The organism is Streptomyces sp. (assembly GCF_035563135.1).
Lineage (GTDB): Bacteria > Actinomycetota > Actinomycetes > Streptomycetales > Streptomycetaceae > Streptomyces.
The window spans coordinates 1-13,375 of record NZ_DATMVN010000277.1 but is presented as its reverse complement, the minus strand read 5'-3'; the positions used below and the strand labels follow the sequence as shown (position 1 = coordinate 13,375).

Genomic DNA, 13,375 nt, shown 5'->3' with positions numbered 1-13,375 from the left:
ACCGGGAGACCGGAGCGATCCGTGCGTCCGGCAGAGCAGAGCGCACTGCCAGGGGCAGCGCTCCAGTCCGACGCCGGACAGGTTACGCCTCAGGAGCGGACCCTGGGCATGATTCCGTGATTGCTCCCGTCTCCGCGGATTGCGGTGGGCCAGGGGCAGGTGGGCGATGACTCGTTCCTCTTCGGCTGCTGACCACCGGTTGCCCTCTGGGTAAAAATTATCTTAGGGTTACCTAATCTTTACCCGAGGCATGGAGGCAGAGCAGGTACCCGCACGCTCGGAATCCGTCACTACGCGCGCGTACCAGGCTCTGGCCTCCGGACGCCTCGGGGCACTCGACAACCCGGTGGACACGAGGGCGCGACCCGACCGTCCCCGATATCGCGCGCCTCAACAAGGTGCACTCCCAGGGAGAACAGCGCACATGCCCTCGCTTCATCGCCGTGCTCGCCGCGTCACCGCGACTGCCGTGGCACTCGCCTTCAGCAGCGCTCTCGCGCTGGCCGGCACCGGAACCGCGACCGCTGGTACCACCACTCCGGCCGGCTCACATGTCACGTCGGTTCCGCTCGCGCAGGGCCTCTACCAGTCCGCGTACTCCGAACGAAACGACGTGCTGTGGGCCACCGCCTCCGTGGGGCAGCCACCTGCCCCGGTCACGGGTTCCCAGTTGCTGCGGATCGATCCCAACTCCCTCGAGGTCGAAGCGGCCTTCACACCCCCGGCCAACGGCACGGTCGAAGCCGTCTACGGCATCGATGTCGATGACGAGCACAACACCCTCTGGGTCACCAACACCCGGAACAACTCTGTCGCCGTCTACAGCCAGCGGACCGGCCGGCACCTCGCCACCCGAGCGAACGTGAACCACTCCCGCGAGATCGTCGTGGACGAGAAGCGCAACGTCGTATGGTCGAGTTCCTTCAGCGACGGTGCTCTCGTGGCCTTCGACAGCCGCACATTCAAGGAGATCAAGCGGGTCACCATCGAGGGGAGCGGACCGACAGGACTGGTGGTGAACGAACGTACCGGTGCTGTCTACGCCGCCGACTTCACCAACAACCAGATCATCGAGGTCACACCCCGCTCCAGGGCCCCGCGGCTCATCCCCACCGGCAGCGGACCACTTTCGATCGCGCTCTCCAGCGACGGGCGCATCGCCTATACCGCCGACCAGGCCTCGGGAACACTGTCGGTCGTCGACCTGCGCAAGGGCGCCGTCGTCAGGTCGGTGGCGACGGGTGAGGGTGCGAAATCTGTGGCCGTCGAGCCGTGTTCAGGCAGTGTCCTGGTCGTCAACCGGCTGGCCGGGAACCTGTCGGTGGTCGATCCGGGCACGGGAACGGTCGTGGAGACCGTGACCACCGGTGCGTATCCCAACCACGTCAAGGTGGCCGACCGCAACACCGCCTATGTCCTCGACAAGTCCGGCTCCGGGCCTGCCGGGGAGGACGGGCTCACACGGATACGCCTGAACTCCAAGGCTCCTCTCGGCCGCGAAGCGGCGGAGGCACGTCCGGTCTGCTGAACCTGAAGTCCCCGGCCGTTCGGCACACCGGGACCGACCAGGCCGCACGACCGTCACGATCCCCGAGGTGAAGCGCGCAGGGGGACACTCATGGTGTCCCCTGCGTCGTCGCCCACGGTTCTGTTCGGCTCCCCGTCACGACACAGTCGGCATCCGGCAGAGAAGCGGGGCCTCGGCCCTACTGTGGAGAGCCAGAACGCTGTCGGCCACGGCCCTGCGTCCGAAGCTTCCGCCGCCCGGGGCGGATCCGGTGCGCAGGCGGCCCACGTCGCGCTCACCGCTCTCGCCCGGCAACATCCCTGGAGCACTCAAGGACGATAGCGGAGCGGGTGGTCGGCGGGCACCTCGGTCAGCACGATGCGGTGGCCGTCCGGGTCGGCGATCCACATCTCGATCAGACCCCAGGGTTCCTGGAGCGGCGGGCGGAGGACGACCGCTCCCCGGGCCGCCACCTCCTCGTGTGCCGCCGCACAGTCGGCCACCTGCATCCAGAGCTGCAGTGTGTCGCCCGGCGGTACGTCCGAACGCCCTGAGACCTCGAGGAAGCCCCCGCCGAGAAAATACACCGTTCCGCGGTCGGGCCCGGTCCCGAACTCCCGGTAGACGGCCAGCCCGAGGGTCCGTCCGTAGAATTCGCGGGAGGCCTCCGGGTCGCCGGGCCTCAGCAATACCCTGCTGCTCAGTACATTCACCATGGTGCCGACCCTACGTGGAGAGGCCCTGCGGAGCATGCCTTCGCACCGACCCTGTCGGGCGTGAGATCGGGAGTTTCCACCGGTGCAGCTCGATGCGTTGCCGGAAGACCGGGGCGATCACGGCTCCGCCCTGGTTCCGGCCAGCGGTGTCCGGAGTCGGCGATGGCCGTCGATCCTGATGGCCCGGTAGCGGCGCCGCCCCTGTTCTCGAGCAGTTCCTCACCCCCGCCGGTCCTGACCCTCGCCGGTCCTGCTCGGAATCCGAGCCCGCGCGGCCCGGCGGCCACGGGACTTCCGCCGGGCCACATGCGCTGAATCGTCACATCACTCGTGTTCTCAGCAGACACGGTCACCTGATGCGCCGGTTCCCGCCCAGGTGCTCGCGGCGCGCCTCCGTCCGGGGGCTCAGTGGGCGATGGTGTCGATCAGTTCGCGGGCGCCCTGGCGCAGCAGGGCGACTGCCACCGAGGTGCCGAGGGTGGCGGGATCGAGCGGTCCGGCCCATTCGTGGGCGTTGAGGACGGTCTTGCCGTCAGGGGTGAACACACAGGCACGCAGGGAGAGATCCCCGTTGCGATGGGCTGTGGCGTATCCGGCGATCGGGGAGTTGCAATGCCCCTGAAGGACATGGAGGAACATGCGTTCGGCCGTGATCTCCCGGTAGGTGCCCGGGTGGTTGAGCGCGCTCACGGTGCCGATGGTCGCCGTGTCGTCCTCTCGGCACTGCAGGGCGAGGACACCCGCACCGATCGGGGGGCACAGCACCTCCGGGGCGAGGATGTCGCTGATCACGTCGGGGCGGCCGATGCGGTGGAGGCCCGCGACGGCCAGGATGAGCGCATCGGCCTCTCCCCCGGCCAGTTTCGCCAGTCGGCGGTTGGCGTTGCCCCGAAACGGGATGCAGTTCAAGTGAGGGTGCGAGGCCGCGAGTTGTGCGGTCCGGCGGACCGAGGAGGTGCCGACGCGTGTGCCGTCGGGAAGCTGGTCGAGGGTGAGTCCCCCGGGGTGGACGAGCGCGTCACGGATGTCGTCGCGCTCGAGAAATGCGGCGAACGTCGTACCCGCGGGCAGCGGGCGGTCGGCCGGGATGTCCTTGACGCAGTGGACGGCCAGGTCCGCCTCTCCGGCCAGCAGGGCGGCGTCGACCTCCTTGGTGAAGGCTCCCTTGCCCTCGACCTGCGAGAGATCCCCCATCCACTTGTCGCCTGTGGTTCTGACGGGGACGACCTCGGTGACGGTGTGGGGGTGGAGGGCCGCGAGTTCAGCCCTGACACGCTCGACCTGGGCCAGGGCCATGGGTGAGTCGCGGGAGACGATGCGGATCAGCTCAGGGGCGGACATGGCTCCCACGATAGACCGCCGCGCTCGAACCGCGACCGTCCGACGCGGACGGCGCCCGTTTTCGGACCGCGAGTCGACGGGAACCACAGACGGCCGCCGTCGAATTCCGGCCGCGGCGAAGTAACGCTCCACTCACCCGTGTACAGGCATGTCGCACCGCCATGTCCGCGCGGCAGCAGGCGCTCATCAGGCAGAGTTGCTGTACCGACACCCGAAAGCGGCCACCCCGGAATGAACAAAACCATCGATACGGACATTTCATCCCACCTGTGTATGGCCGATTCGACGCCCTGTGGCTCTGCCCCATTCAGCCGAAGGCTGTCACCCACCCGGCGACCTCTCTAGCATGGCCACGCACGGACGCCGATTTTCCTCTCTTTCGAACCGCGAGGCGCTGGATGACCAACGGGGACACCTCCATTCCGAAGAACATCGATGTGAACGTGCCGAGCGTCGCGCGGATGTATGACTACTACCTGGGCGGCAAGGACAACTACCCCGCCGACCGGGTGGCATGTGAGCAGCTCCTGGAACGCGTGCCGAGCACCAAGGTGCTGGCGGTGAACAACCGAAGGTTCCTGCGTCGCGTCGTGCACCACCTGGCGTCCGAGTACGGGATCCGCCAGTTCATCGACCACGGGTCCGGCTTGCCGACCCAGGACAACGTCCATCAGGTCGCTCAACTCGTGGACCCCGGGGCCCGGGTCGTCTACATCGACAACGACCCCATCGTCCTGGCGCACGGCAAGGCCATACTGGAGGAGAACGACAGGACTGCGGTCATCCAGGCGGACATGCGGGACACCGAGGAGATCTTCGGACACCCGGAGGTGAACCGGCTCATCGACTTCGACGAGCCGGTGGCCGCCCTGTTCGTCTCCGTGCTGCACTGCATCCCCGACGAGGACGACCCCGCGGGACTGGTACGCCGGGTGGCGGCCCGCCTGGCTCCGGGAAGTTTCCTGGTGGTGTGCCAGCTCGTGAGTGAGGACGCGGCCACCCGCGACTTCGTCACGGACTTCATGGCGAAGAGCACCGGTAACCAGTGGGGGCGGGTGCGTCAGCAGTCTGACGTACACGGTTTCCTGGAGGGCCTCGACGTCCTGGACCCGGGCCTGGTGGAGGTGTCGACATGGCGACCGGATTCGGATCTGGCGCCGAAACAGGCGACCCGGGAGTGGATCGAGTACGGCGGCGTCGGCCGGACACGGTGACGGACCGCCGCCCGGGTCGCCCCGCTCCCGCCTCCGGCCCTCCCCGCACCGATGGGGCTCGATCCCGGTTTCGGCTGTCCGGTGGCCACGGGCGGTGTCCCGCCGACGGCCGGCCGGCGTCCGGGCTGCCCGCCTTCCCGGTCCGTTCTCGGCGTGAACGAGGCCACCAGGAGCCGGGGGCGGCTGGGTCCTGACCACCGCGCTGAACACCTGCGCCTCGTAAGCCGCGGTCGGCCCACGGGTCGCCGCGCGAACCGCCCGGCAGATCACCGAGGCTCTGACCGGCTGAGGAGTCGCATCCGGCCCGGGGCGCCGAACGGGGTTCAGGTCATACAGGGGAGCCGCCGGAGAGCCGGCCACCTCCGCTGTAGCGCTCGAGTGCCTGCCTCAGCAGGCCCTTGCTCTCGGCCGGGCTCGGCGACTGGGCGCTGAGCGAGTCCAGGATCCACCGGTACTCATCCGTGCTGTCCTGCTTGTTCACGGACGTGGCATTGGTGAGGTGCTCGATGTACGCGACATCGGGGAGCCCGTCCATCGCGAACCTCAGATACGTGATGCCGTTGCCCGGAGACGTGCGGGCGGTCACCTCGAAGGGGGCCACCTGCACGATCACATGCGGCAGCTCCGTCATTTCCAGCAGGTGGGCAAGCTGCTCACTCATCACCCGGGCACCGCCTGTGGGACGCAGCAGCACCGCCTCGTCCAGCAGCACCCACACCTTCGGTGCATCGCGTCGCCACAACAACTGCTGCCGCCTGAGCCTCAGTTCGACCCGACGCCGGGTGATCTCCTCCGATTCGAGGGCATGCCCGGAACGCACCACCGCATAGGCGTAGTCGGCTGTCTGCAGGAGCCCCGGGATGTAGTGGCCTTCATACGTACGGATGGACGCGGCGGCCTCCTCCAGGCCGACCAAGGGCTCGAACCAGTCCGGCAGTACGTCGGCGTAGTTGCGCCACCACCCCCGCTGGCCGGCCTTGCGCACCAGGTCGATGAACTCGGCCGTCATGACGGGGTCGGTCACACCGTAGAGCGCGAGAAGATCGGCCGCATCACGCTCCTTGCAGGGGGAGTGTCCTGTCTCCATCCGGCTGATCTTCGCCGTCGAGCACCGGATCCGGTCGGCCGCTACGTCGGGCGTGATGCCTGCCTCACCGCGCATCCGCCGCAGCTGCGCACCCAGAACGAGGCGCAGTGCCGTGGGACTTGCCCCCGTGGCCGGGGCGAGCGTCGGTTTCCGTGGCGGCTGGAGCGGTTCGATGCCGGGCATGCGGACTCCTGAGGACGGGCGTCTTGACGCCAGTGTGCCATCAGGAGCCCACGGAGGCCCGGCCGATGCGGGAGTGCCGTGCCTTTTCAGCCCGTTCTGCCGCGTATTCAGCCGGTCATGGTGTCGAAATCACCGTCCCTGACGCCCGCGAGGAACGCGCGCACCTCGTCTCCGGTGTAGACGAGGGCAGGACCTTCGGGATACCTGGAGTTACGCACGGCCACTTCACCGCCGGGCAGCAGTGCCATCTCGACGCAGTTGCCACTGGGGTTGCTGTGATGGCTCTTCCTCCATTCCACGCCGGTCAGGGAGTTGGCGGGAACGCCGTTGTCGATGTGCTGCATGCGGTCCATTCCTTTTCGTCGCGCTGGCTCGGCCTGGCGTGCTGCCAGGGTCCGCACCGGGTGAACAGGTGTCCTTCACTCACACCCCTGGGTGCAATTCCGGATGCAATTGCACCTGATGCACGGACGGCGAGGATACTAGTGGCCATCCGGCCCTCACGACACCATGAACGGGCCTTCAGCGGAGGGTTTTCAGCGCTCATGCACGCGGAGAACACACCACGTCACGGAGCAGCCCGCAGGCCCTGCTCGGCCGGGCCCGACGCGGACCCGCACGAGGAGCTGGCGCGGGACCTCGGTCTCGGGGCCCCGGGATTCATGACCCGGGGCCTGGATGCGGCTCCGGAAAGCCTGCGGCAGGCCCGGGTGTTCGTCCGTGATGCACTCGAGGGGTGGGGTCTGTACTGCTGCGCGGACGATGTCACCCTTGTGGCAGGCGAGTTGATGAGCAACGCGGTCTGCCACGGGCTGCGGCCCACCGCAGGGCACACCGAGCAGCCGCCGGCCCGCCTCGGTCTCGCCTGCCAGGACGGGACGCTGGTGTGCGCGGTGAACGACCCCAGCCCCGAGGTGCCCGTACTCCGCCCTGCGGACGATTCCTTCGAGCGCGGCCGCGGCCTGCGCATCATCGACGCGCTGAGCAGTTCCTGGGGCTGGGCACGGCACACAGGCATGGGCAAGACCGTCTGGGCCAGGATCCCCGTCCTCCGGCCCTCAGAGCCCTACAGCCCCGCCAGAGCCGTCCATGCCTCCGCCAGCAGCGCATGCCCGAGCGGGGTCGGGTGGACTCCGTCACCTGCGATGCGCTCGGCGCCCCCGGCGGCGCGCGCTGCCTGGTTGAGCAGGCCGTCGGCCGCGAGCAGCGCGGCGCCGAACTCCTCGGACAGTCTGCGGACCGCCTGAATCCTGGGGTCGAGGTCCTCGCGCCAGGCCCACTGCTCTTCGCGCACCGGTACCAGGAAGGGCTCGATGAGGATCAGCTGAGCGTCCAGCTCGTTCCGTGTCTGCGTGAGAATGGCGCGATAATCGTTCTCGAAAGCACGTAGCGAGGTGACGACACCGGAGGCGTAGCGGCGCCAGGTGTCGTTCACGCCGATCAGGACCGAGACCACGTCCGGCTCGAGCTCCAGGGCGTCTTCGCGCCAGCGGGCGCGCAGATCCGAGATGCCGTCGCCGCTGACGCCCCGATTGATGAACGTGATGTCGCTGTCGGGCCGAGCGGACCGCACACGCTCTGCAGCCCTCCGGACGTAACCGTTGCCCAGAGGGGTGTCCTGCTCCGCCAGCCGTCCCACATCGGTGATGCTGTCGCCCTGGAACAGAACGGTTGCTGAGCGGTGCAGGCTGATGGTCACGCTGTGCTCCGAACGGTGAGGAGTCAAAGGCAGAGATCGTTCCTGCCCACAGATGCCCGGTGTGATCCGGACCAGGCCTGCGGGGCCCGGCATGATCCGGATCAGGCTCAGCGGGCGGCGGCCGGTGCGCGCACCGCGCTGAAGTCGAGCGCGCTCTCCACCTCCTGCAGGGTCTCTTCGGCCACCCTTCGCACCTCGGCCGGAACGTCGCCCTGCTCCTCCACCAGACCGGCGTAGATCGGCGCGTCTGATGCCTCTGCGAAACTCACGTGAAACTGCCTATCGATCGGTTATGCCCGCCAATCAGCGGAAACGGGAGCCGAGTGTACGCGTTCCCGCCCGGCCGCCGGGGAGCGGGCCCGGAAACTGGTCGGAGCCACCGGAGAACCGGTTGTCAGCAGTGGTGTCGCCTGCGAGGCTGATTCCACCGAAGGGGTGCAGCTCAGAGGCCGGAGTGCCGGTCTCCACAACCGGATGCCACAGGTTCGACTCCTGCCCCCTGCGGGACCCGGCTCCCCGCCCGGCGCCGGGCGGGGCCCGGTCCGCTATTCGATGACGAGCTCGACGTCGATGTTGCCGCGCGTGGCCTTGGAATACGGGCAGTATGCGTGCGTCGCCTCGACCAGACGCCTGCCGGTCTCCCCTTCGAGCGCCTCAGGCAGTTCGACGCGCATGACGACTGCGAGACCGAACCCCGACTCGTCCTTGCCGATCGAGACCTCGGCCGTCACGGATACGTCCTTGGTGTCGACCTTCATCTCACGGGCGACCGAGCTCATCGCGCTCGCGAAGCACGCGGCGTATCCGGCGGCGAAGAGCTGCTCCGGATTGGTGCCTTCCCCGTCGCCCCCGAGTGCCGGCGGCAGGGCGAGCGCGAGGTCGATCCGCCCGTCCGAGCTCACCGCCCTGCCTTCACGTCCGTTCGCGGTGGCGGCAGCAGTGTACAGCGCGTCCATGGAGCGCCCCTCTCTTGTACGACGGTGACCGGTCCCGGCCACCTCATGATGGTTGCACACAATTTAATTGTGCACAACTAAATAATGAGCGGCAAGCTACCCTGGTCCCATGACTCCACCGCCGCCCCCGGCCCCCGACCTGAACCAGTTGCCGGACACCGAACTGCTCAAGCTCGACCACCAGGTCTGCTTCTCGCTGCAGGCGGCCTCCCGCGCGTTCGGCGGCGTCTACCGGGAAGCCCTCGCAGGCCTCGGCCTCACTTACCCGCAGTACCTGGCGATGATGGTCCTGTGGGAGCACGGCCCTCTTCCGGTCAAGACGATCGGCGAGCGGCTGCATCTGGACTCCGGAACGCTGTCGCCGCTGCTGAAGAGGCTGGAATCGGCCGGCCTCGTCAGGCGGGAACGCGGTCAGCAGGACGAGCGGTCGGTCACAGTCCGCCTCACCGACGCCGGAGCGGAACTGCGCGAGCGCGCACTGCCCGTCCCCCGCTCGGTCCTCAGAGCGACGGGGCTGTCGGTCCAGGAGGTCCTGGCCCTGCAGGAGACCCTGGGCCGCCTCACCGCCTCCCTCGGCCGGGCCGGCTGACCCGCCCGGTTCCACCGGCGCTCGCGGCCGGGGCGCGCACAGCGCTCGCAGGACTTTCCACCCCGAAATATGATGCAGGAACTATCGCAACGCGGAGCGGCCCATGAACCGGCGTCGAACTCCCCGGTCGGCGAGCGCCGAGGACCTGCTCAGCACACTGCAGCACCTGACTGCCCGCGCCCGGCAGGAGGTGGAGCTGCATCAGGCCCGCGTCGAGCTGGCCCAGGCCCTGCAGCGCAAGATGCTGCCCGCGGCCCTGCCCGCTTTCCCCGGACTGCAGACCGCTGCTCGCTACGCTCCCGCGCGCGACGGACTCGACATCGGCGGCGACTGGTACGACGGTTTCGTACTGCCGGACGGAGCGCTCGGCCTGGCCATAGGCGACGTCCAGGGGCATGACGTGGAAGCGGCCGCCTTCATGGGGCAGATCCGGATCGCCATGCGCGCCATAGCGAATTCGGCCGCCGATCCTGGTGAGGTGATGGGTCGCACGAACGATCTGATCCTCTCGATGGATTCCGCTCTCTTCGCGACCTGCTCCTTCCTCCGGCTGGATCCACGGACCCGGGAGCTGCGGAGCGCCCGCGCCGGTCATGTCGCTTCCGTGTGGGCGACCACAGACGGGCGTTCCGGCATCACCGCCGATGCCGGCGGCCTTCCGCTGGGCATCGAGCTGCGTCAGCACTACCCGGTGACCCGGCGCGATCTGGATGTCTCCGGCGCTTTCGTGCTGCTCACCGACGGCGTCATCGAAGGCCCCTCGCTGTCGATCGACGACGGTCTGGACCGGATCAGGCGCCTGGTGAGCGCCTACGCCGGGGCCGACGCGGAGGAACTGGCGGACAGGGTGCTCCAGGCCGCGGTCTTCACGGGGCACGAGGACGACGCAGCGGTTCTCGTCCTGCGCCACGGCGACGCCTCCTCGGGGTCCCGGTGAGCACGGCCGCCTGCCGCGCGTGTCACAACGGCATGCCGTCACGAGCGGTGTCTTATGAGATGCGTGATCCGCAGCGAGGAAAACAGACGCCGAGCCGTGATCGTCATGCAGATGCTGGGCATTGCCGCTGCCTACTACGCGTCAGGACGGCTCGGTCTGCTCAGACCGGTCGAAGTGGAGAACTCGGTCGTCACCCCACTGTGGCCGCCCTCCGGCATCGCCGTGGCATCGCTGCTGCATCTGGGCCTGCGGACCTGGCCGGGTATCGCACTCGGCGCTCTGTCCAGCGTCATCGCGATGAGCGACGGTTTCGACTTCTGGGGCCTCGCTGTCGTGGCCGGCAGCACTCTCGCTCCGGTGTGCTCCGTCCTGGCCCTGCGCGCGGTGGGCTTCCGTACGGAGCTGGACCGCCTGCGTGACGGCGTCGTCCTGGTCTTCCTGGGGGCCATGGGAGGCATGCTGATCAGCGCTACGGCGGGCACCGGGGCCCAGACGCTGAGCGGTGCGCTCCCCACCGCTCAGTTCTGGCAGGTCTGGTCGGCCTGGTGGGCGGGAGATGCCATGGGCGTACTGATGGTCACGCCTCTGCTGCTCGTCCTGCGCAGGGTACGGATGCCCGGACTGGACGACCGGTGGGTGGAGGCTGTGGCACTCACGGTCGTCGCGGCGGGAGCGACGGCCGTCGCGACCAGAAGCACGCTGTCCATGATCTATCTCCTCTTCCCGGTGCTCATCTGGGCCGCCCTCCGGTTCCAGCTGGCCGGCAGCGCTCCGTGCGCCTTCCTGATGTCGGTCATGGCGGTCATCGCCGGGACCGACCGGGTCGGGCCGTTCACCGGCCACTCGATACTTCAGGTCATGCTCAACCTGTGCGTCCTCAACGGCTGTGTGGCACTCACCGCCCTCCTGCTGGCGGCGATCGTGACGGAGCACAACAACATCCGCCATGAGACGGAGGTGGCGTGCGAGGAGCTGGCCGCTCTCGTGGAAGAGCTCGCACCGCGTCCGTCGTCGGAGGGCCGGTCCGACGAGCCGCGGAGCGGGCTCGGCTAGAGCCTCAGCCCGTACGGGGGAAGTGGTGTGCCAGAAAACCGTTGCGGAACGTGCCCGTGGGGTCGAGCCGCTCGGTCAGCCGCTCGAAGTCGGCGTAGTGGCCGTACAGCTCCCGCAGCGTGCTCGGCGCGGTGGTGAAGACCTTGCCCCAGTGCGGCCTGGCCCCGAACGGGGCAAGGGCGTCCTCGATCGCCCCGAGGACGGGCGTGACGGCCTCGGTGTCGGGTACCCAGGTGAAGTGGAACGCCACGGAGTCCCTCCCCTGGGCCGGGCTGAGCCACAGATCGTCGGCGGCCACGGTGCGGATCTCCCCGATCTGGAGCAGCGGCGAGAACTGCTGCCGGATCCGGTCGAGGGCCTCGTAGGCCGCCACGGCGTCGTGCCGGGCGACGAAGTATTCGGACTGCAGCTCCTCTCCGTTGCTCGGGGTGAATTCGAGCCGGAAATGGGGCAGCCTGGCGTGCCAGGGGCCGGGGGCACCCTGCTGCTGTGTGCAGTGCTCGGCCGCTACACCGGGAACCGGATGCCTCGGCCCTTCCGCGAGTTTCGCGCCGTGCCACTCGCGCGGGGCGGTGCGGGGGCCGTCGCCCGCAACCCGCCGCTTGAGCCATACCTGGTCGATCGGGCCCCCGTGCCAGCCGGTGAAGAGGCTCACGCTGTAGGCCTCGGACATCACCGCGTCGAACCGGCCGAGCAGCTGCTCCTGCGGAAGCCCTTCGTACACCCACTGCTGGATCTCGAAGGCGGGCACGAGGTCCAGGGTCAGCCGGGTCACCACTCCCAGTGCGCCCAGAGAGACCACCGCACCGGCGAAGTCGGGGTCCCCCCGCTTCAGTGACACGATGCGGCCGTCCGCGGTGACGAGTTCCAGCGCCCTGACGGCGCCTGGCAGGGAGCGATTTCCCACGCCCGAACCGTGGGTGCCTGTGGCACACGCTCCGGCTACGGAGATGTGGGGCAGTGAACCCAGGTTGTGCAGCGCGAACCCGCTGCGGTGCAGGACGCCGGTCAGTTCCCCGAAGCGCAGACCGGCGCTCACCGACGCGGTACGGGCCTCCCCGTCGATCTCGATGGAGCGCGGCAGTCCCGCGACGGATATCAGCACACCGGAGGTGTCGGCGACCGTGTTGAAGGAGTGGCCGGTGCCCAGCGCCCTGACGGCCGTACCAGCGGTCACCAGCTCCTGGAGTTCGGCGACCGAGGAAGGTGTGTGCAACCTCTTCGCGCCGAAGGTGATGTTGCCGGCCCAGTTCGTCTGACGGGCGGACGGAGCGTGCGCCGAATGATCGATCATGCCTCCGGAGCTTACGCTGCGCCCGCCCGTCGGCTCAGGGCTTGTGCGCGACGCCACCGACGGCGTGGCTCGACGGTGTCTGCCGCCCGCCCCTGCCGGTGCGCAGTCCGCTTTCCTGGCGACGCCCGGCCCGGCATCGAGCAGACACGGCGTTCCGGACGCGGCTGAGGAGTCAGTACGGCAAGGGGCGGCCGGACGGTGTGCGCAGATCCAGCGGGGGCGGCCCCGCGGGCGGCTGCGGACGTCGGACGATCCGGATGCGGCCCATGGCCACCACCCCCTTCTGGTAACCCGGTATCTGCCCATCCGGACGCCCTTCACACGTCGAGCGCCCGTCCGACCGCCCGGCGGCGCTCGCGGATGCGGGCCCGGCAATGTGCGGTGACCCTGGATGGGTGGGGGAAGCCGAGACGAGGAGGAGCCGCCATGTCCGCGCTGGACAAGATCAAGAAAATGCTCAAAGGCCACGAGGACCAGGCCGGAAAGGGCGTCGACAAGGCCGGTGACATGATCGACGACCGGACGCAGGGCAAGTACAGCAAGCATGTCGACACCGGTCAGGACAGGCTCAAGCGGCAGTTCGGCTCGGACCGCGGACCGGACAGCCCGCCTCGCGCCTGACCCCCTCGTACCACCGCGTCCGCACGTCGTCCGACCCTCTTTCCGGTGCCGGATCCGGTGACGGCCACGCCGTCGCCGGATCCGGCACTCGGCATGTACGGATTTCGAGCACTTGACCGGATTCCTGTTATCGTCCCCGCCGCACAACGTCTCCTGAGTGTGGGAAGCGACGGAACAG

The 13,375-nt window shown here is 68.7% G+C and carries 14 protein-coding genes and 1 pseudogene; 7 read left to right on the top strand and 8 right to left on the bottom strand.

The features are described from left to right. The first annotated feature begins 424 nt into the window (after positions 1 to 424). Positions 425 to 1,528, top strand: coding sequence for a YncE family protein (locus VN520_RS12160; RefSeq protein WP_325746898.1), 1,104 nt, complete (start codon positions 425 to 427; stop codon positions 1,526 to 1,528). A 308-nt stretch (positions 1,529 to 1,836) separates the two neighbouring features. Here the strand turns inward: VN520_RS12160 and VN520_RS12155 are convergent, their stop codons facing one another. Further along, positions 1,837 to 2,223: a VOC family protein gene (locus VN520_RS12155; protein WP_325746897.1), complete on the bottom strand. Its 387-nt coding sequence runs from the start codon at positions 2,221 to 2,223 to the stop codon at positions 1,837 to 1,839. Positions 2,224 to 2,628: 405 nt separating this feature from the next. Next, positions 2,629 to 3,564, bottom strand: coding sequence for a hydroxymethylbilane synthase (gene hemC / locus VN520_RS12150; RefSeq protein ID WP_325746896.1), 936 nt, complete (start codon positions 3,562 to 3,564; stop codon positions 2,629 to 2,631). 398 nt (positions 3,565 to 3,962) lie between these two features. Between hemC and VN520_RS12145 the strand changes: the two genes are divergently transcribed. Beyond that, complete coding sequence (locus tag VN520_RS12145) at positions 3,963 to 4,778, top strand: SAM-dependent methyltransferase (protein WP_325746895.1); 816 nt, start codon at positions 3,963 to 3,965, stop codon at positions 4,776 to 4,778. Positions 4,779 to 5,106: 328 nt separating this feature from the next. Here VN520_RS12145 and VN520_RS12140 read toward each other — a convergent pair whose 3' ends face one another. Both VN520_RS12140 and VN520_RS12135 read right to left on the bottom strand, forming a co-directional pair. Beyond that, positions 5,107 to 6,048, bottom strand: a complete 942-nt coding sequence (locus tag VN520_RS12140) for a helix-turn-helix transcriptional regulator (RefSeq protein ID WP_325746894.1) — start codon at positions 6,046 to 6,048, stop codon at positions 5,107 to 5,109. A 107-nt stretch (positions 6,049 to 6,155) separates the two neighbouring features. Beyond that, on the bottom strand, positions 6,156 to 6,392 hold the full coding sequence (locus VN520_RS12135; protein WP_325746893.1) for a DUF397 domain-containing protein: 237 nt from the start codon (positions 6,390 to 6,392) through the stop codon (positions 6,156 to 6,158). On the opposite strand from VN520_RS12135, the pseudogene VN520_RS12130 reads away from it, so the two are divergent. Further along, positions 6,327 to 7,076: pseudogene (locus VN520_RS12130) on the top strand (ATP-binding protein); the annotation flags it as partial. The gene VN520_RS12135 and the pseudogene VN520_RS12130 sit on opposite strands and share 66 nt — an antisense overlap. A gap of 38 nt (positions 7,077 to 7,114) precedes the next feature. Here VN520_RS12130 and VN520_RS12125 read toward each other — a convergent pair. The 3 genes from VN520_RS12125 to VN520_RS12115 all read right to left on the bottom strand — a co-directional run bounded on the left by VN520_RS12125 (position 7,115) and on the right by VN520_RS12115 (position 8,703). Then, positions 7,115 to 7,747, bottom strand: a complete 633-nt coding sequence (locus VN520_RS12125; RefSeq protein ID WP_325746892.1) for an SGNH/GDSL hydrolase family protein — start codon at positions 7,745 to 7,747, stop codon at positions 7,115 to 7,117. 107 nt (positions 7,748 to 7,854) lie between these two features. Beyond that, positions 7,855 to 8,016, bottom strand: coding sequence for a hypothetical protein (locus tag VN520_RS12120; RefSeq protein WP_325746891.1), 162 nt, complete (start codon positions 8,014 to 8,016; stop codon positions 7,855 to 7,857). Between the two features lie 276 nt (positions 8,017 to 8,292). Beyond that, complete coding sequence (locus tag VN520_RS12115; RefSeq protein ID WP_325746890.1) at positions 8,293 to 8,703, bottom strand: organic hydroperoxide resistance protein; 411 nt, start codon at positions 8,701 to 8,703, stop codon at positions 8,293 to 8,295. Positions 8,704 to 8,812: 109 nt separating this feature from the next. Between VN520_RS12115 and VN520_RS12110 the strand changes: the two genes are divergently transcribed. The 3 genes from VN520_RS12110 (at position 8,813) to VN520_RS12100 (ending at position 11,282) form a co-directional block, all read left to right on the top strand. Next, on the top strand, positions 8,813 to 9,292 hold the full coding sequence (locus VN520_RS12110; RefSeq protein WP_325746889.1) for a MarR family transcriptional regulator: 480 nt from the start codon (positions 8,813 to 8,815) through the stop codon (positions 9,290 to 9,292). A gap of 103 nt (positions 9,293 to 9,395) precedes the next feature. Continuing rightward, a complete protein-coding gene (locus tag VN520_RS12105; protein ID WP_325746888.1) occupies positions 9,396 to 10,229 on the top strand; it encodes a PP2C family protein-serine/threonine phosphatase in 834 nt (277 codons plus the stop codon). A 63-nt stretch (positions 10,230 to 10,292) separates the two neighbouring features. After that, on the top strand, positions 10,293 to 11,282 hold the full coding sequence (locus VN520_RS12100; RefSeq protein WP_325746887.1) for an MASE1 domain-containing protein: 990 nt from the start codon (positions 10,293 to 10,295) through the stop codon (positions 11,280 to 11,282). A 4-nt stretch (positions 11,283 to 11,286) separates the two neighbouring features. Here the strand turns inward: VN520_RS12100 and VN520_RS12095 are convergent, their stop codons facing one another. Further along, positions 11,287 to 12,576 (bottom strand): FAD-binding protein, encoded by a 1,290-nt coding sequence (locus VN520_RS12095; RefSeq protein ID WP_325746886.1) that lies wholly within the window; start codon positions 12,574 to 12,576, stop codon positions 11,287 to 11,289. 426 nt (positions 12,577 to 13,002) lie between these two features. Between VN520_RS12095 and VN520_RS12090 the strand changes: the two genes are divergently transcribed. Further along, positions 13,003 to 13,197 (top strand): antitoxin, encoded by a 195-nt coding sequence (locus tag VN520_RS12090; protein WP_325746885.1) that lies wholly within the window; start codon positions 13,003 to 13,005, stop codon positions 13,195 to 13,197. Positions 13,198 to 13,375 lie beyond the last annotated feature (178 nt).

What these genes read in the sequence shown, in the direction of transcription:
- VN520_RS12115 (WP_325746890.1), bottom strand. Translation starts at nt 8,703, where the DNA reads ATGGACGCGCTGTACACTGCTGCCGCCACCGCGAACGGACGTGAAGGC.
- VN520_RS12140 (WP_325746894.1), bottom strand. Translation starts at nt 6,048, where the DNA reads ATGCCCGGCATCGAACCGCTCCAGCCGCCACGGAAACCGACGCTCGCC.
- VN520_RS12105 (WP_325746888.1), top strand. Translation starts at nt 9,396, where the DNA reads ATGAACCGGCGTCGAACTCCCCGGTCGGCGAGCGCCGAGGACCTGCTC.
- VN520_RS12135 (WP_325746893.1), bottom strand. Translation starts at nt 6,392, where the DNA reads ATGCAGCACATCGACAACGGCGTTCCCGCCAACTCCCTGACCGGCGTG.
- VN520_RS12110 (WP_325746889.1), top strand. Translation starts at nt 8,813, where the DNA reads ATGACTCCACCGCCGCCCCCGGCCCCCGACCTGAACCAGTTGCCGGAC.
- VN520_RS12095 (WP_325746886.1), bottom strand. Translation starts at nt 12,576, where the DNA reads ATGATCGATCATTCGGCGCACGCTCCGTCCGCCCGTCAGACGAACTGG.
- VN520_RS12145 (WP_325746895.1), top strand. Translation starts at nt 3,963, where the DNA reads ATGACCAACGGGGACACCTCCATTCCGAAGAACATCGATGTGAACGTG.
- VN520_RS12155 (WP_325746897.1), bottom strand. Translation starts at nt 2,223, where the DNA reads ATGGTGAATGTACTGAGCAGCAGGGTATTGCTGAGGCCCGGCGACCCG.
- VN520_RS12160 (WP_325746898.1), top strand. Translation starts at nt 425, where the DNA reads ATGCCCTCGCTTCATCGCCGTGCTCGCCGCGTCACCGCGACTGCCGTG.
- hemC (WP_325746896.1), bottom strand. Translation starts at nt 3,564, where the DNA reads ATGTCCGCCCCTGAGCTGATCCGCATCGTCTCCCGCGACTCACCCATG.
- VN520_RS12090 (WP_325746885.1), top strand. Translation starts at nt 13,003, where the DNA reads ATGTCCGCGCTGGACAAGATCAAGAAAATGCTCAAAGGCCACGAGGAC.